Source organism: Pseudomonas atacamensis, from assembly GCF_017167965.1.
GTDB lineage: Bacteria > Pseudomonadota > Gammaproteobacteria > Pseudomonadales > Pseudomonadaceae > Aquipseudomonas > Aquipseudomonas atacamensis.
In genome coordinates this window covers 768955-786231 of record NZ_CP070503.1, presented here as the reverse complement: position 1 = coordinate 786231, position 17277 = coordinate 768955, and the positions used below count along the sequence as shown (strand labels likewise).

Genomic DNA, 17277 nt, shown 5'->3' with positions numbered 1-17277 from the left:
GACCCAGTCGGCTGCCAATAACGGAAAAAGGCCGGTGGCAAGAGCCACCAGCCATCAGCCTGTCGCTTGACGCTCGGGCTGGAGGAGCAAAGTCGATGCTTACTTCAGCTCGACTTTAGCGCCTGCTTCTTCCAGCTTCTTCTTGGCGTCTTCAGCCGCTTCTTTCGAAACGCCTTCAGCTACAACCTGAGGAGCGCCGTCTACTTTCTCTTTGGCTTCTTTCAGGCCCAGACCGGTCAGTTCACGAACTGCCTTGATCACGTTAACCTTCTTCTCGCCAGCTTCCAGCAGAACAACGTTGAACTCGGTTTGCTCTTCAACAGCAGCAGCAGCTACAGCTGGGCCAGCCGAAGCGGCAGCAGCGGTAACACCGAAGGTTTCTTCCATCGCTTTGATCAGCTCAACGATTTCCACTACGGATTTCTGGCCGATTGCTTCGATGATTTGTTCGTTAGTCAGAGACATGACTCAATTCCTGAATTGGGGGACGGCCTACGCGACCATCGAAATAAACAAAAAACGCGAGAAGTGACGAGCCTTAGGCTGCGGCAGCTTCTTTCTGGTCGCGAATTGCCGCCAGAGTACGAGCCAATTTGCTGGTTGCGCCTTGAATCACGCTCATCAGCTGGGAAATTGCTTCGTCACGGGTCGGCAGAGTTGCCAGTACGTCGATCTGATTAGCTGCGAGGAACTTGCCCTCGAACGCAGCTGCCTTGATCTCGAACTTGTCCTGACCCTTGGCAAACTCTTTGAAGATACGGGCAGCAGCGCCCGGATGTTCGTTCGAGAATGCAATCAGGGTCGGGCCGGTGAACACGTCGTTGAGGACACTGTATTGAGTGTCAGCAACAGCGCGCTTGAGCAGGGTGTTACGTACGACACGTACGTAAACGCCAGCTTCACGAGCCTCTTTACGGAGTCCGGTCATTGCGCCTACTGTTACGCCACGTGCATCAACCACGACAGCGGACAGAGCGACTTTGGCAGCCTCGTTGACTTCAGCGACGATGGCCTTCTTGTCTTCGAGATTAATTGCCACGGGTTTAACTCCTGCTTGTTACCGTTTCATTCGATCGGAACCGAATGTCGTTTTGGTGTCTGATTCGGTAAGGAACCGGGAGCACCATCTGCGTAGGCTTGAGGTTTAAGGCTTGCGCCGCCTACGGTCTTGGATAGCCCCCGCCAGGCAGGGACCCCAATCTTTCAATTGGCGCGGCAAACCGCGCCAACCTTTGTCTTACGCGTCGAGCGAGCTCTGGTCGATAACCAGACCTGGGCCCATGGTGGTGCTCAGGGTGACGCGCTTGACGTAAATACCTTTCGAGGAAGCTGGCTTGATACGCTTCAGATCAGCGATCAGGGCTTCAACGTTTTCCTTCAGCTTCACGGCGTCGAAGCCGATCTTGCCAACGGAAGTGTGGATGATGCCGTTTTTGTCGGTGCGATAACGAACCTGACCAGCCTTGGCGTTCTTGACCGCGTTGGCTACGTCTGGAGTTACGGTGCCGACTTTCGGGTTAGGCATCAGGCCACGTGGACCGAGGATCTGACCCAACTGACCTACAACGCGCATGGCATCCGGGGATGCGATCACTACGTCATAGTTCAGGTCGCCGCCTTTCATTTCGGCAGCCAGGTCGTCCATACCTACACGGTCAGCGCCGGCAGCCAGAGCGGCCTCAGCAGCTGGACCCTGGGTGAACACAGCAACGCGAACGGTCTTGCCAGTGCCGTGTGGCAGCACAGTAGCGCTACGAACAACCTGGTCGGATTTACGCGGGTCTACACCCAGGTTTACAGCAACGTCGAACGACTCGCTGAACTTGACAGTCGACAGCTCGGCCAGCAGAGCAGCGGCGTCTACAATGTTGTAGGCCTTGCCTGCTTCGATTTTGCCGGCGATAGCCTTTTGACGCTTGGTCAGCTTAGCCATTACACACCCTCCACGTTAAGGCCCATGCTACGAGCAGAACCGGCGATAGTACGCACGGCTGCATCCATATCAGCTGCAGTCAGATCCGCGTTTTTGGTTTTCGCGATTTCTTCCAGCTGAGCACGGGTAACAGTGCCAACCTTAACGGTGTTCGGACGAGCGGAACCGCTGGTCAGACCGGCCGCCTTCTTCAGCAGAACCGAAGCAGGGGTGGATTTGGTTTCGAAAGTGAAGCTACGGTCGCTGTAGACAGTGATGATCACTGGAGTCGGCAGACCCGGCTCAAGACCCTGAGTACGGGCGTTGAAAGCCTTGCAGAATTCCATGATGTTCACGCCGTGCTGACCCAGAGCAGGACCAACCGGTGGACTTGGGTTAGCCTGAGCGGCCTTCACTTGCAGCTTGATGTAAGCGGTAATCTTCTTGGCCATGAGGCACTCCAATTACGGGTTCGAACGCCTCGAAAGGCTCCCCGGTTACTTGCGCGTTTATCCCAGTGACGACAAAACCCCACAGCCTAAGGCTGCGGGGTTGGGATTGCTTGTCCAGTTAGACCTTCTCGACCTGACTGAACTCGAGCTCCACCGGAGTAGAGCGACCGAAAATGAGCACTGCCACTTGGATCCGGCTCTTTTCGTAGTTAACTTCTTCCACAACGCCATTGAAATCAGCGAATGGACCGTCATTGACACGTACCGTCTCGCCTGGCTCGAACAACGTCTTCGGCTTCGGCTTGTCGCTACCATCAGCAACGCGACGCAGAATCGCTTCTGCCTCTTTATCGGTAATCGGCGCAGGCTTGTCAGCGGTACCGCCGATGAAACCCATCACCCGAGGAGTATCCTTGACCAAGTGCCAAGTACCCTCGTTCATATCCATCTGGACCAGCACATAGCCTGGGAAGAACTTCCGTTCGCTTTTGCGCTTCTGGCCGTTACGCATCTCAACCACTTCTTCAGTGGGAACCAGAATCTCGCCGAAGCCATCTTCCATGCCAGCCAGCTTTACGCGCTCGATCAGCGAGCGCATCACATGCTTCTCGTAACCCGAGTAAGCATGCACAACATACCAACGCTTAGCCACGGGACACCCTTAGCCGACAATCAAGGAAACAAGCCAGCCGAGCAGGGAATCAAGACCCCACAACAGCAACGCCATAACCAGAACAACAGCCACGACAATCAGCGTGGTCTGCGTGGTTTCTTGGCGAGTTGGCCACACGACTTTACGAATCTCGGTGCGAGCTTCCTTAACCAGTACAAAGAAAGACTTGCCCTTCGCGGTTTGCAGGCCTACAAAGACAGCTACAGCAGCAATGGCAAGCAAAGCGAGTACACGGTACAGGATCGGCGAAGCAGCGTAATACTGATTGCCAACAACGCCAACAACTACCAAAGCGACTACTACAAGCCACTTGAGCAGATCGAAGCGAGAGCCTTGAGCTTCAGCTTTAGGAGTCATCTATGAAGATCCTGTGAAAAGAAAGCCAGACACACCGAGTGAATCTGGCAGGTCAGGAGGGAATCGAACCCCCAACCTACGGTTTTGGAGACCGTCGCTCTGCCAATTGAGCTACTGACCTAAAACAAAATCAGGCCGACCATTATGCCGGCCCGAAAAATACATTACAACCGCTTATTCGATGATTTTGGCTACGACACCAGCGCCGACGGTACGACCGCCTTCACGGATAGCGAAACGCAGACCATCTTCCATCGCGATGGTTTTGATCAGGGTAACAGTCATCTGAATGTTGTCACCTGGCATTACCATTTCAACGCCTTCTGGCAGCTCGCAGTTACCAGTCACGTCAGTAGTACGGAAGTAGAACTGTGGACGGTAGCCTTTGAAGAACGGAGTGTGACGACCGCCTTCTTCCTTGCTCAGAACGTAAACTTCTGCGGTGAACTTGGTGTGCGGCTTGACCGAACCTGGCTTGACCAGAACCTGGCCACGCTCAACGTCGTCACGCTTGGTACCACGCAGCAGAACGCCGCAGTTCTCGCCAGCACGACCTTCGTCGAGCAGCTTGCGGAACATTTCAACACCGGTGCAGGTGGTGGTGGTGGTGTCACGCAGACCAACGATTTCCAGAGCGTCCTGAACGCGAACGATACCGCGCTCGATACGACCAGTCACAACAGTACCGCGACCCGAGATCGAGAACACGTCTTCGATTGGCATCAGGAATGGCTTGTCGATCATACGAACTGGTTCTGGGATGTAGGTGTCCAGAGTTTCAACCAGTTTACGAACGGCAGTGGTGCCCATTTCGTTGTCGTCTTTGCCTTCCAGCGCCATACGAGCCGAACCGATGATGATCGGAGTGTCGTCGCCCGGGAAGTCGTAGGTCGACAGCAGGTCACGAACTTCCATCTCAACCAGTTCCAGCAGCTCAGCGTCGTCTACCAGGTCAGCCTTGTTCAGGAAAACCACGATGTACGGAACACCTACCTGACGGGACAGCAGGATGTGCTCACGGGTTTGTGGCATCGGACCATCAGCGGCCGAGCAAACCAGGATCGCGCCGTCCATCTGGGCAGCACCGGTGATCATGTTCTTCACGTAGTCAGCGTGACCTGGGCAGTCAACGTGAGCGTAGTGACGAATAGTCGAGTTGTACTCAACGTGAGCGGTGTTGATGGTGATACCGCGAGCTTTTTCTTCTGGTGCGCTGTCGATCTTGTCGAATTCAACGACGGCCGAACCGAAAACTTCGGAGCAGACGCGAGTCAGAGCAGCAGTCAGAGTGGTTTTACCGTGGTCAACGTGACCAATGGTCCCAACGTTGACGTGGGGCAGGGAACGATCAAATTTTTCCTTAGCCATCGATATCACCCTCTACAGAAGAAATTAGACAAACAATATCAACCATTAAAACAAAGGCAGATATTTTCATATCTGCCTTGTTATATGGAGCTCTTGAGCGGATTTGAACCGCTGACCTCACCCTTACCAAGGGTGTGCTCTACCAACTGAGCTACAAGAGCAAAACCCTTTTGCACAACCTGCAAACTTGGAGCGGGTAGCGGGAATCGAACCCGCATCATCAGCTTGGAAGGCTGAGGTTCTACCACTAAACTATACCCGCGGAGCCTGCAGCTCACGCTTAAATCTGGTGGAGGGAGAAGGATTCGAACCTTCGAAGTCGTAGACGTCAGATTTACAGTCTGATCCCTTTGGCCGCTCGGGAACCCCTCCTAATCAGGCCGGCATTCTATATCATGCCAAACCCCTGTCAAGCATTTTCTCATTTAAAAACCTGAGGTTAGCTGCGTTGACACGCTTCACTTCGAATCCCGTTTAAGGTGTTCGCTGTGGAGCGGGCGCCATTCTATGCAAACTATTGAGCAGGTGCAACCCCTTCGCACAGCATTATTTTATGTTTTAACTCATTGAATTCCTTGGAAAGGTTTTGCAACTGCTGTTCGCCCAACAAAGGCTGGCCATCCGGCGCAACTGCAAGCCAGTAACCGCTTCCTGCAGCAGCTTTCGGCACGGATTGAGCATTGACCTTCATCGCCACCAAGCGCTGTTGCAACCTGGCAATTGAATCCTCTTCAGAAAATCCACCAACGAAGAGACACTGCTGACGCGGCACCACCTGCCCTCTCCCGCTTTCACCAGCAGTTTCGCTCAGTAGACGGATATCCTGCTGCGCACCGCGATACAGACTAAGGGGCGTTACATCTTTGGCTCGCAAGGGCGCTTCCTGCTGATGCCAGACATAGTAAAAAACATTGAGAACCACTAGGAGCAGGAACAACCAACGCATATAAACCTCAGGACAAGGGACACGCCATCGCCAAGCCGACAAAAACCAGGTCGGGCACGACCCTGGCGTCAGGCGCGACGCCTTTAACCAACTCGGCATCCCCTCCCGTAATAAAGACGGTGAATTGCTCTCCCCAGTACGCTCGAGCCAGCTCTAATTGAGTGAGAACAAAGCCCCTCAGCATCAAAGAACAACCGCGCTCCACCGCTTCCACGGTGGTACGCCCCGGGACATGACTGGAAAGGGCGCGCTCTGCCGCCTCATCACCATAACGAATTTTACGGGTATGGGTGCGAAGCTGGTTTCGCATCAAAGGCATGCCTGGACAAATGAACCCACCGAGATGCTCACCGTCAGGCCGCACAAAATCGGCAGTAACCGCGGTACCGAAGTCGAGAACCAGACAAGCACTCCCGGCAGCCAGGTGAAAGCCGCCAAGCATCGCCAGCCAGCGATCAAGCCCCAGACGCTCATAGTCTTCGTAGCCGTTTCGAACACCAGACATCTCGCGAGCGGGCTTCGCACACGAGATAGGAATACTGAACTCGCGCTCAAGCATTTCGGTTAAAGCACTGGTTTCCTCGTTGGTCCTGACGCTTACCAAACGACACTTGCGCAGCGAGAGTGACTTTATGATGCGTAGGCTCTCAAGCAAAGCCTGATTGGAATCTACAACTCCTTCCGAGACCAGCTCGCTCGCCGACGCATCCAGCACGCGCCATTTTATAAAGCTATTGCCGCAGTCAAGCTCAAGAATCATCACGCAACCTCAGGCTGAGCTCTCCGCCACTAAAGGCCTTTTCGACACCATCTACAATCAAGCGCAACCCGCCTTGGTTATCAATCCCGAGCACTACTCCATCGATACGGCTGTTACCCGCGATCAACGACACGGAGCGCCCCTGCCACAGATGATTTTCCGCCCATTCTGCCTGCAGACTCGCGAACCCGTTGAGCTGGTGTTTATGGATATAAGTCTTGAGTTGATTACTCAATTCAACCACCAGAGCATTGCGATCGCAGGCTTTGCCTGACTCCAGTTTTATAGAAGTCCATTGCTGGTCGACCTCATCGGCAACCTGCATATTCACGTTGATTCCTATACCCAATACAACATGACACACATCCGCCGGATCGCCGACGAGTTCGAGCAGAATGCCAGCTATTTTCTTGTTACCCACCAAAACATCATTGGGCCACTTCAAACCGGCATTGGGCACACCGGTGTTTCGCAAGGCCTGCATCACCGCCAAGCCAACAACAAGGCTCAATCCCTCAAGCTGACGCATGCCGCCTTCGATGCGGAGTACAAGGCTGTAATAAAGATTTTCTGCAAATGGGCTTACCCACTTACGACCTCGACGACCACGGCCTGCCAATTGTCGCTCCGCGAGCACCAAAAACGGCGCAGCGGCGCCGTCACTGATGGAGCGCAGAGCCTCGGCATTTGTCGAGTCAACAGAGTCGAACACACGCACCGGCCATTGAGGCATCTTCCTGGTTATTTCCAGAGGATCAAGGAGCGTCAGAGGCGTCGACAATTGATATCCGCGACCGCGAACTTTATGGATCGACAGGCCAAGTTCAGCTTCAAGCTGTTGTAGCTGCTTCCATACAGCACTTCGGCTTATTCCCAGGGCAACGCCCAGGTCCTGTCCGGAATGGAATCGTCCATCCTTCAGTAGATTCAACAACGTCAGCATGCAGGTATCGCCTCACAATGAGGCCCGCATAATAGCCATGCCCCGGGCCGTTGCATAGAAATCAAGCGGACACATTTCTCGCAGGCAAAACAAAACCCCAACTGCTTTCGCAATTGGGGTTTCGGAATTTAATCTTGACGATGACCTACTCTCACATGGGGAAACCCCACACTACCATCGGCGATGCATCGTTTCACTGCTGAGTTCGGGATGGGATCAGGTGGTTCCAACGCTCTATGGTCGTCAAGAAATTCGGGTACTGACTCGTGACCAGACGGCCTCGCTTCAGCATATTGGGTATGTGACAGCTTTCGGTGTTTGTGCGTTTCGAACTTTCGGTTCGTTTCGTCTTCACACACCGCAATCTGGTGCCTTTTCAGGTCAGCAAATTGCTTGGGTGTTATATGGTCAAGCCTCACGGGCAATTAGTATTGGTTAGCTCAACGCCTCACAGCGCTTACACACCCAACCTATCAACGTCGTAGTCTTCGACGGCCCTTCAGGGAACTCAAGGTTCCAGTGAGATCTCATCTTGAGGCAAGTTTCCCGCTTAGATGCTTTCAGCGGTTATCTTTCCCGAACATAGCTACCCGGCAATGCCACTGGCGTGACAACCGGAACACCAGAGGTTCGTCCACTCCGGTCCTCTCGTACTAGGAGCAGCCCCTCTCAAATCTCAAACGTCCACGGCAGATAGGGACCGAACTGTCTCACGACGTTCTAAACCCAGCTCGCGTACCACTTTAAATGGCGAACAGCCATACCCTTGGGACCGGCTTCAGCCCCAGGATGTGATGAGCCGACATCGAGGTGCCAAACACCGCCGTCGATATGAACTCTTGGGCGGTATCAGCCTGTTATCCCCGGAGTACCTTTTATCCGTTGAGCGATGGCCCTTCCATACAGAACCACCGGATCACTAAGACCTACTTTCGTACCTGCTCGACGTGTCTGTCTCGCAGTCAAGCGCGCTTTTGCCTTTATACTCTACGACCGATTTCCGACCGGTCTGAGCGCACCTTCGTACTCCTCCGTTACTCTTTAGGAGGAGACCGCCCCAGTCAAACTACCCACCATACACTGTCCTCGATCCGGATAACGGACCTGAGTTAGAACCTCAAAGTTGCCAGGGTGGTATTTCAAGGATGGCTCCACGCGAACTGGCGTCCACGCTTCAAAGCCTCCCACCTATCCTACACAAGCAAATTCAAAGTCCAGTGCAAAGCTATAGTAAAGGTTCACGGGGTCTTTCCGTCTAGCCGCGGATACACTGCATCTTCACAGCGATTTCAATTTCACTGAGTCTCGGGTGGAGACAGCGCCGCCATCGTTACGCCATTCGTGCAGGTCGGAACTTACCCGACAAGGAATTTCGCTACCTTAGGACCGTTATAGTTACGGCCGCCGTTTACCGGGGCTTCGATCAAGAGCTTCGCGTTAGCTAACCCCATCAATTAACCTTCCGGCACCGGGCAGGCGTCACACCCTATACGTCCACTTTCGTGTTTGCAGAGTGCTGTGTTTTTAATAAACAGTCGCAGCGGCCTGGTATCTTCGACCGGCATGAGCTTACGGAGCAAGTCCTTCACCCTCACCGGCGCACCTTCTCCCGAAGTTACGGTGCCATTTTGCCTAGTTCCTTCACCCGAGTTCTCTCAAGCGCCTTGGTATTCTCTACCCAACCACCTGTGTCGGTTTGGGGTACGGTTCCTGGTTACCTGAAGCTTAGAAGCTTTTCTTGGAAGCATGGCATCAACCACTTCGTCACCCAAAGGGTAACTCGTCATCAGCTCTCGGCCTTAAGATCCCGGATTTACCTAAGATCTCAGCCTACCACCTTAAACTTGGACAACCAACGCCAAGCTGGCCTAGCCTTCTCCGTCCCTCCATCGCAATAACCAGAAGTACAGGAATATTAACCTGTTTTCCATCGACTACGCTTTTCAGCCTCGCCTTAGGGACCGACTAACCCTGCGTCGATTAACGTTGCGCAGGAAACCTTGGTCTTTCGGCGTGGGTGTTTTTCACACCCATTGTCGTTACTCATGTCAGCATTCGCACTTCTGATACCTCCAGCAAGCTTCTCAACTCACCTTCACAGGCTTACAGAACGCTCCTCTACCGCATCATCCGAAGATGATACCCGTAGCTTCGGTGTATGGTTTGAGCCCCGTTACATCTTCCGCGCAGGCCGACTCGACTAGTGAGCTATTACGCTTTCTTTAAAGGGTGGCTGCTTCTAAGCCAACCTCCTAGCTGTCTAAGCCTTCCCACATCGTTTCCCACTTAACCATAACTTTGGGACCTTAGCTGACGGTCTGGGTTGTTTCCCTTTTCACGACGGACGTTAGCACCCGCCGTGTGTCTCCCATGCTCGGCACTTGTAGGTATTCGGAGTTTGCATCGGTTTGGTAAGTCGGGATGACCCCCTAGCCGAAACAGTGCTCTACCCCCTACAGTGATACATGAGGCGCTACCTAAATAGCTTTCGAGGAGAACCAGCTATCTCCGAGCTTGATTAGCCTTTCACTCCGATCCACAGGTCATCCGCTAACTTTTCAACGGTAGTCGGTTCGGTCCTCCAGTCAGTGTTACCTAACCTTCAACCTGCCCATGGATAGATCGCCCGGTTTCGGGTCTATTCCCAGCGACTAGACGCCCTATTAAGACTCGCTTTCGCTACGCCTCCCCTATTCGGTTAAGCTCGCCACTGAAAATAAGTCGCTGACCCATTATACAAAAGGTACGCAGTCACAGAACAAAGTCTGCTCCCACTGCTTGTACGCATACGGTTTCAGGATCTATTTCACTCCCCTCTCCGGGGTTCTTTTCGCCTTTCCCTCACGGTACTAGTTCACTATCGGTCAGTCAGTAGTATTTAGCCTTGGAGGATGGTCCCCCCATATTCAGACAAAGTTTCTCGTGCTCCGTCCTACTCGATTTCATGACTAAGAGATTTTCGCGTACAGGGCTATCACCCACTATGGCCGCACTTTCCAGAGCGTTCCGCTAATCTCAAAGCCACTTAAGGGCTAGTCCCCGTTCGCTCGCCACTACTAAGGGAATCTCGGTTGATTTCTTTTCCTCAGGGTACTTAGATGTTTCAGTTCCCCTGGTTCGCCTCTTGCACCTATGTATTCAGTACAAGATAACCATCTTATGATGGCTGGGTTCCCCCATTCAGACATCTCCGGATCAAAGTCTGTTTGCCGACTCCCCGAAGCTTTTCGCAGGCTACCACGTCTTTCATCGCCTCTGACTGCCAAGGCATCCACCGTATGCGCTTCTTCACTTGACCATATAACCCCAAGCAATCTGGTTATACTGTGAAGACGACATTCGCCGAAAATTCGAATTTCTCAACTAAGAGAACTCACAAATTTTACCTTAGCCTGATCCGTTACCAGTGAAAGTAACGTTCAGTCTATCTTTCTATCACATACCCAAATTTTTAAAGAACGATCTAGTCAAAGACTAGAAATCAACATTCATCACCAACCGGTGGAATGCTCATTTCTAAGCTTTCAAACTTCAGAAGCAGTAGTGGTGGAGCCAAGCGGGATCGAACCGCTGACCTCCTGCGTGCAAGGCAGGCGCTCTCCCAGCTGAGCTATGGCCCCGTATTTCTACAGGCGTTTCCCACACAAAATTGGTGGGTCTGGGCAGATTCGAACTGCCGACCTCACCCTTATCAGGGGTGCGCTCTAACCAACTGAGCTACAGACCCAATTTCGGGCTGCTTCTATCGTCTTCTTCAATGAATCAAGCAATTCGTGTGGGAGCTCATGCAGCAGCTGATGTCGTCGATTAAGGAGGTGATCCAGCCGCAGGTTCCCCTACGGCTACCTTGTTACGACTTCACCCCAGTCATGAATCACACCGTGGTAACCGTCCTCCCGAAGGTTAGACTAGCTACTTCTGGTGCAACCCACTCCCATGGTGTGACGGGCGGTGTGTACAAGGCCCGGGAACGTATTCACCGCGACATTCTGATTCGCGATTACTAGCGATTCCGACTTCACGCAGTCGAGTTGCAGACTGCGATCCGGACTACGATCGGTTTTATGGGATTAGCTCCACCTCGCGGCTTGGCAACCCTTTGTACCGACCATTGTAGCACGTGTGTAGCCCAGGCCGTAAGGGCCATGATGACTTGACGTCATCCCCACCTTCCTCCGGTTTGTCACCGGCAGTCTCCTTAGAGTGCCCACCATTACGTGCTGGTAACTAAGGACAAGGGTTGCGCTCGTTACGGGACTTAACCCAACATCTCACGACACGAGCTGACGACAGCCATGCAGCACCTGTCTCAATGTTCCCGAAGGCACCAATCCATCTCTGGAAAGTTCATTGGATGTCAAGGCCTGGTAAGGTTCTTCGCGTTGCTTCGAATTAAACCACATGCTCCACCGCTTGTGCGGGCCCCCGTCAATTCATTTGAGTTTTAACCTTGCGGCCGTACTCCCCAGGCGGTCAACTTAATGCGTTAGCTGCGCCACTAAGAGCTCAAGGCTCCCAACGGCTAGTTGACATCGTTTACGGCGTGGACTACCAGGGTATCTAATCCTGTTTGCTCCCCACGCTTTCGCACCTCAGTGTCAGTATCAGTCCAGGTGGTCGCCTTCGCCACTGGTGTTCCTTCCTATATCTACGCATTTCACCGCTACACAGGAAATTCCACCACCCTCTACCATACTCTAGCTTGCCAGTTTTGGATGCAGTTCCCAGGTTGAGCCCGGGGATTTCACATCCAACTTAACAAACCACCTACGCGCGCTTTACGCCCAGTAATTCCGATTAACGCTTGCACCCTCTGTATTACCGCGGCTGCTGGCACAGAGTTAGCCGGTGCTTATTCTGTCGGTAACGTCAAAATTGCAGAGTATTAATCTACAACCCTTCCTCCCAACTTAAAGTGCTTTACAATCCGAAGACCTTCTTCACACACGCGGCATGGCTGGATCAGGCTTTCGCCCATTGTCCAATATTCCCCACTGCTGCCTCCCGTAGGAGTCTGGACCGTGTCTCAGTTCCAGTGTGACTGATCATCCTCTCAGACCAGTTACGGATCGTCGCCTTGGTGAGCCATTACCTCACCAACTAGCTAATCCGACCTAGGCTCATCTGATAGCGCAAGGCCCGAAGGTCCCCTGCTTTCTCCCGTAGGACGTATGCGGTATTAGCGTTCCTTTCGAAACGTTGTCCCCCACTACCAGGCAGATTCCTAGGCATTACTCACCCGTCCGCCGCTGAATCCAGGAGCAAGCTCCTTTCATCCGCTCGACTTGCATGTGTTAGGCCTGCCGCCAGCGTTCAATCTGAGCCATGATCAAACTCTTCAGTTCAAACATCTTTGGGTTTTTAAGAAACCCTAAACTTGGCTCAGCAATCGTTGGTTACATCTTTGATTTCTCGCGGAGTAACTTGTGATGCTGATAATCTTGTTGACTATCAGTCTGACTGCACAAGCACCCACACGAATTGCTTGATTCAGTTGTTAAAGAGCGGTTGGTTAAGATCTTTCGTCTCAACCGAGGCGCGCATTCTACAGCAGCCTCATTTGCTGTCAAGTGATTATTTTCAGAAGCTTTCGAAGAATTCTTCAACAACTTCAACCACTTGCGCTTCCGATCTCTCGTTAGCGGGAGGCGAATTCTACAGCGTTAATCGCTGCTGTCAACACCTCTTTTTCTCCGCTTTCGACCGAGAAGATCGAACCGTTAAAAGAGCCAAACATCACCGCTCTTTCAACTCCTTCCAGGCTTCGATGACCTGAAGCAAGCCGCTGTCGAAAACTGTGTAACTCTTTGAATCTCAAGGAGTTTTCCGTTTCGACTGCGCCGGAAGTGGGGCGAATTATAGACCTCTGGAATTCGCCGTCAACCCCCAATTTCAACTTTATTCAGATTTCAGCGTAATACGTGCAAAAGCCTTCTTGCCGGCCTGGCAAACGTGAGTCGTGCCCAGTACATATATAAAGGAGCGATCAACCACTTCGCCATCGACCCGGACTCCGCCCGCCGCCAACAGATCTCGCGCCGCCGCTGAGTTCTTCACCAAGCCTGCCTTATTAAGGACGGCAGCGATCGGCATATCCTCAATCGAAGACAGCTCGATCTCAGGCAAGTCATCTGGAAGTTCGCCATCCTTCATGCGGTTGCCAGCGCCTCGATGAGCGTTCGCCGCAGCCTCTTCACCATGGAAACGCGCAACGATCTCTTCAGCGAGTTTGATTTTGATATCACGTGGATTCGCCCCAGCTTCGACGTCAGCCCGGAATGCGTTGATATCATCCATCGAACGGAAGCTGAGCAACTCGAAGTAACGCCACATCAGCGCATCCGGGATGGAAACCAGCTTGCTGTACATGACGCCCGGCGCTTCCTGGATACCGACATAGTTACCCAGCGACTTGGACATCTTCTTCACGCCATCCAGACCTTCCAGCAATGGCATGGTCAGAATGCACTGTGCCTCCTGACCATACCCACGCTGCAACTCGCGACCCATCAGCAAATTGAATTTCTGATCGGTACCGCCCAGCTCGACATCGGCGCGCAGCGCGACCGAGTCATAACCCTGAACCAGCGGATAGAGGAACTCGTGAATAGCGATCGGCTGGTTGGTGGTATAGCGCTTGTCGAAGTCATCGCGCTCGAGCATGCGAGCAACGGTGTATTGCGAAGTCAGGCGAATGAAATCCGCCGGCCCCATCTTGTCCATCCAGGTGGAGTTGAAGGCAACTTCGGTTTTCGCCGGATCAAGGATTTTGAAAACCTGAGTCTTGTAGGTCTCAGCATTTTCCAGAACCTGCTCACGCGTCAGTGGCGGACGCGTGGCGCTCTTGCCACTCGGATCGCCGATCATCCCGGTGAAGTCACCTATAAGGAAGATCACCTGGTGCCCCAGCTCCTGGAACTGACGCAGCTTATTAATAAGCACGGTATGACCAAGATGCAGATCCGGAGCGGTAGGGTCGAAACCAGCCTTGATACGCAGCGGTTGGCCGCGCTTGAGCTTCTCGACCAGCTCGGACTCGACCAACAGTTCTTCCGCACCACGTTTAATCAGCGCTAGCTGCTCTTCAACCGACTTCATAACAGACCCGCAAGGCTCAGATTCAAAGGGAACCAACCATACAAGAACGCGCACCAATTACAAGTTTTGCCCGGCGCACGGACACCAATCCACAGACCCGAGGTCTGTAGACTTGCTTCAGCGATGATTTGGTTATATTTTATACAGTTATTTCATCTTCATCATGTCATTCATCTTTTCCAATTCATCTATTTCAAAGTCAAAAATTACCTATGACCACAGAACCGTCTAAAGCGCCCCCGCTTTACCCGAAGACCCACCTGCTCGCCGCAAGTGGAATCGCCGCCCTTCTCAGCCTGGCGCTGCTGGTATTTCCCTCCAGCGATGTTGAAGCCAAAAAGACGACTCTGAGTCTTGAACTGGAAAGTCCCGCTGAACAACTGACACAAGATCAAGACGCTGCTGATGCGACTCAAGCCACAAACGAGCCCGTAGCTTCTCCGTTCGCACAAATCGAAAACAGCGACGAAAACGCCGCGCAAACCGCTGAAACCGCGCCGTCACCTGTAGCCCCTGCTGAGAAACCAAAAGAGCCTGGGCACCGCGAGGTCGTGGTTTCCAAAGGCGATACGCTGTCTACCCTGTTTGAAAAAGTCGGCCTACCGGCAGCCTCCGTGCACGAAATACTGGCAAGCGACAAGCAAGCCAAGCAGTTCAGCCAACTCAAGCGCGGTCAGAAACTCGAATTCGAACTCAGCCCGGAAGGCCAGTTGACCAGTCTGCACAGCAAGGTCAGCGACGTTGAAACCATTACTTTGACCAAGAACGATAAGGGCTATTCGTTCAACCGAGTGACTGCCAAGCCAACCGTTCGCACTGCCTACGTCCACGGCGTCATCAACAGCTCACTGTCGCAGTCCGCAGCCCGCGCCGGCCTTTCTCACAGCATGACCATGGATATGGCCAGCGTCTTTGGCTACGACATCGACTTCGCGCAGGACATTCGTCAAGGCGACGAATTCGATGTGATCTACGAGCAGAAAGTCATCAACGGTAAGGCGGTCGGCACCGGCCCGATCCTGTCGGCGCGTTTCACCAACCGCGGGAAGACTTACACCGCTGTTCGCTACACCAACAAACAAGGCAACAGCAGCTATTACACTGCCGATGGCAACAGCATGCGCAAGGCCTTCATCCGTACGCCGGTTGACTTCGCCCGCATCAGCTCGAAGTTCTCCATGGGCCGTAAGCACCCTATCCTCAACAAGATCCGCGCGCACAAAGGTGTCGACTATGCAGCGCCGCGAGGCACGCCGATCAAGGCTGCCGGTGACGGCAAAGTGTTGCTGGCCGGTCGTCGTGGTGGTTACGGCAACACCGTGATCATTCAGCACGGCAACACTTACCGTACGCTCTACGGCCATATGCAGGGCTTTGCCAAAGGCGTGAAAACCGGCGGCAGCGTCAAGCAAGGTCAAGTCATTGGCTATATCGGCACCACCGGCCTGTCCACCGGCCCGCATTTGCACTATGAGTTCCAGGTCAACGGCGTTCACGTCGACCCGCTCGGCCAGAAGCTGCCAATGGCCGATCCGATCGCCAAGTCCGAACGCGCGCGCTTCCTCGCGCAGAGCCAGCCGCTGATGGCGCGCATGGATCAAGAGAAGGCCACCATGCTGGCCTCGAGCAAGCGCTAAGCCATGGCCCTGTATATCGGTGTGATGTCCGGAACCAGTCTCGACGGGCTGGACATCGCCCTGATCGAGCAGACCACGGCGATCAAACTGATCGCCACCCACTACCTGCCAATGCCTGACTCCCTGCGCGCCGAGCTGCTTGGCTTGTGCGCCAGCGGCCCCGACGAGATCGCCCGCTCGGCGATTGCCCAGCAACACTGGGTCGAACTTGCCGCGTCGGGCATTCACAGCCTCCTCGCGCAACAACAACTCAAGCCCGATGCCATCCGTGCCATCGGTAGCCACGGTCAGACCATTCGCCATGAGCCGGCGCGCGGATTTACCGTGCAGATCGGTAATCCAGCCCTGCTGACTGAGTTGACCGGTATTACCGTCGTCAGTGATTTCCGCAGTCGCGATGTCGCAGCGGGTGGCCAAGGTGCGCCTCTGGTACCAGCCTTTCATGAAGCGTTGTTTGAAGAGCGTAGCGGTAACCAGGCCGTCTTGAATGTCGGCGGATTCAGCAATCTCAGCCTGATTGAGCCGAACAAACCTGTAGCCGGTTTCGACTGCGGCCCGGGAAATGTTCTGATGGACGCCTGGATTAGCCGGCAACGGGGCGAGAACTATGACCGGGACGGCAAATGGGCTGCGACCGGCAAGGTTGAACCAGCCCTGCTCACGGCACTGCTAAACGACCCGTTCTTCGTCACCAAAGGCCCGAAAAGTACCGGCCGGGAAGTCTTCAATCTGCCATGGCTGGAACAGCATCTTTCGCGTCTGCCGACTTTCGCTGCCGAAGACGTTCAGGCCACGCTGCTCGAACTGACGGCGCTGACCATCGTCGAGTCGCTACAAAGCGCTCAACCGGACACTCAGGAATTGCTGGTTTGTGGCGGCGGCGCTCACAACGCCACGCTGATGCAACGCCTGGCCGCTCTACTGCCAGACACCAAGGTCGCCAGCACCGCAACTCACGGTGTTGACCCTGACTGGGTGGAAGCCATGGCCTTCGCCTGGCTGGCTCATTGCTGCCTCGAAGGCATCGCCGCCAATCGGCCAAGCGTCACCGGCGCTCGCGGCCTGCGCGTACTTGGCGCCATCTACCCGGCCTAAACTTCAGATACAAAAACGCCGCAGAACCGAAAGGCT

General features: G+C 53.8%; 13 protein-coding genes, 6 tRNA genes and 3 rRNA genes. 2 read left to right on the top strand and 20 right to left on the bottom strand.

Annotated elements, in window-relative coordinates:
• Positions 1-99: 99 nt before the first annotated feature.
• The 20 genes from rplL to tyrS all read right to left on the bottom strand — a co-directional run bounded on the left by rplL (position 100) and on the right by tyrS (position 14509).
• On the bottom strand, positions 100-465 hold the full coding sequence (gene rplL / locus JWU58_RS03610) for a 50S ribosomal protein L7/L12 (protein ID WP_007962228.1): 366 nt from the start codon (positions 463-465) through the stop codon (positions 100-102).
• 73 nt (positions 466-538) lie between these two features.
• Complete coding sequence (gene rplJ / locus JWU58_RS03605) at positions 539-1039, bottom strand: 50S ribosomal protein L10 (RefSeq protein WP_008081912.1); 501 nt, start codon at positions 1037-1039, stop codon at positions 539-541.
• A gap of 198 nt (positions 1040-1237) precedes the next feature.
• Positions 1238-1933 (bottom strand): 50S ribosomal protein L1, encoded by a 696-nt coding sequence (gene rplA, locus JWU58_RS03600; RefSeq protein WP_024014523.1) that lies wholly within the window; start codon positions 1931-1933, stop codon positions 1238-1240.
• Positions 1933-2364 (bottom strand): 50S ribosomal protein L11, encoded by a 432-nt coding sequence (rplK, locus tag JWU58_RS03595; RefSeq protein ID WP_003176435.1) that lies wholly within the window; start codon positions 2362-2364, stop codon positions 1933-1935. Before rplK ends, rplA begins: the two co-directional genes overlap by 1 nt.
• 118 nt (positions 2365-2482) lie before the next feature.
• A complete protein-coding gene (gene nusG / locus JWU58_RS03590; RefSeq protein WP_007957598.1) occupies positions 2483-3016 on the bottom strand; it encodes a transcription termination/antitermination protein NusG in 534 nt (177 codons plus the stop codon).
• A 9-nt stretch (positions 3017-3025) separates the two neighbouring features.
• Complete coding sequence (gene secE, locus JWU58_RS03585; RefSeq protein WP_123443233.1) at positions 3026-3394, bottom strand: preprotein translocase subunit SecE; 369 nt, start codon at positions 3392-3394, stop codon at positions 3026-3028.
• A gap of 45 nt (positions 3395-3439) precedes the next feature.
• Positions 3440-3515: transfer RNA gene (locus JWU58_RS03580), tRNA-Trp, on the bottom strand.
• A 53-nt stretch (positions 3516-3568) separates the two neighbouring features.
• Positions 3569-4762 carry an elongation factor Tu gene (gene tuf / locus JWU58_RS03575; RefSeq protein WP_024014521.1) on the bottom strand — a complete coding sequence of 398 codons (1194 nt, stop codon included), beginning with the start codon at positions 4760-4762 and terminating at the stop codon, positions 3569-3571.
• A gap of 85 nt (positions 4763-4847) precedes the next feature.
• Positions 4848-4923 (bottom strand) — tRNA-Thr (locus JWU58_RS03570).
• A 27-nt stretch (positions 4924-4950) separates the two neighbouring features.
• Positions 4951-5024, bottom strand: a tRNA-Gly gene (locus JWU58_RS03565).
• A 25-nt stretch (positions 5025-5049) separates the two neighbouring features.
• Positions 5050-5134: transfer RNA gene (locus tag JWU58_RS03560), tRNA-Tyr, on the bottom strand.
• A 142-nt stretch (positions 5135-5276) separates the two neighbouring features.
• Complete coding sequence (locus JWU58_RS03555) at positions 5277-5708, bottom strand: hypothetical protein (RefSeq protein ID WP_123443232.1); 432 nt, start codon at positions 5706-5708, stop codon at positions 5277-5279.
• Between the two features lie 7 nt (positions 5709-5715).
• Positions 5716-6468, bottom strand: coding sequence for a pantothenate kinase (locus JWU58_RS03550; RefSeq protein WP_206421492.1), 753 nt, complete (start codon positions 6466-6468; stop codon positions 5716-5718).
• On the bottom strand, positions 6458-7411 hold the full coding sequence (gene birA / locus JWU58_RS03545) for a bifunctional biotin--[acetyl-CoA-carboxylase] ligase/biotin operon repressor BirA (protein ID WP_016772932.1): 954 nt from the start codon (positions 7409-7411) through the stop codon (positions 6458-6460). The genes JWU58_RS03550 and birA overlap by 11 nt, the downstream gene beginning before the upstream one ends.
• Before the next feature lie 132 nt (positions 7412-7543).
• Positions 7544-7659: ribosomal RNA gene (gene rrf, locus JWU58_RS03540) — 5S ribosomal RNA — on the bottom strand.
• A gap of 156 nt (positions 7660-7815) precedes the next feature.
• A 23S ribosomal RNA gene (locus JWU58_RS03535) occupies positions 7816-10709 on the bottom strand.
• A 246-nt stretch (positions 10710-10955) separates the two neighbouring features.
• Positions 10956-11031, bottom strand: a tRNA-Ala gene (locus JWU58_RS03530).
• A 30-nt stretch (positions 11032-11061) separates the two neighbouring features.
• A tRNA-Ile gene (locus JWU58_RS03525) sits at positions 11062-11138 on the bottom strand.
• A gap of 81 nt (positions 11139-11219) precedes the next feature.
• Positions 11220-12756: ribosomal RNA gene (locus tag JWU58_RS03520) — 16S ribosomal RNA — on the bottom strand.
• The 16S, 23S and 5S rRNA genes sit together here with 2 tRNA genes alongside, the layout of an rRNA operon.
• A 553-nt stretch (positions 12757-13309) precedes the next feature.
• The gene (gene tyrS / locus JWU58_RS03515) at positions 13310-14509 is read right to left on the bottom strand and encodes a tyrosine--tRNA ligase (protein ID WP_206421491.1); all 1200 of its coding nucleotides are present in this window, start codon (positions 14507-14509) and stop codon (positions 13310-13312) included.
• A gap of 212 nt (positions 14510-14721) precedes the next feature.
• On the opposite strand from tyrS, the gene JWU58_RS03510 reads away from it, so the two are divergent.
• Together JWU58_RS03510 and JWU58_RS03505 are read left to right on the top strand one after the other, a co-directional pair.
• Positions 14722-16146, top strand: coding sequence for a peptidoglycan DD-metalloendopeptidase family protein (locus JWU58_RS03510; protein WP_016772930.1), 1425 nt, complete (start codon positions 14722-14724; stop codon positions 16144-16146).
• A 3-nt stretch (positions 16147-16149) separates the two neighbouring features.
• A complete protein-coding gene (locus JWU58_RS03505) occupies positions 16150-17241 on the top strand; it encodes an anhydro-N-acetylmuramic acid kinase (RefSeq protein ID WP_206421490.1) in 1092 nt (363 codons plus the stop codon).
• Positions 17242-17277: the final 36 nt, after the last annotated feature.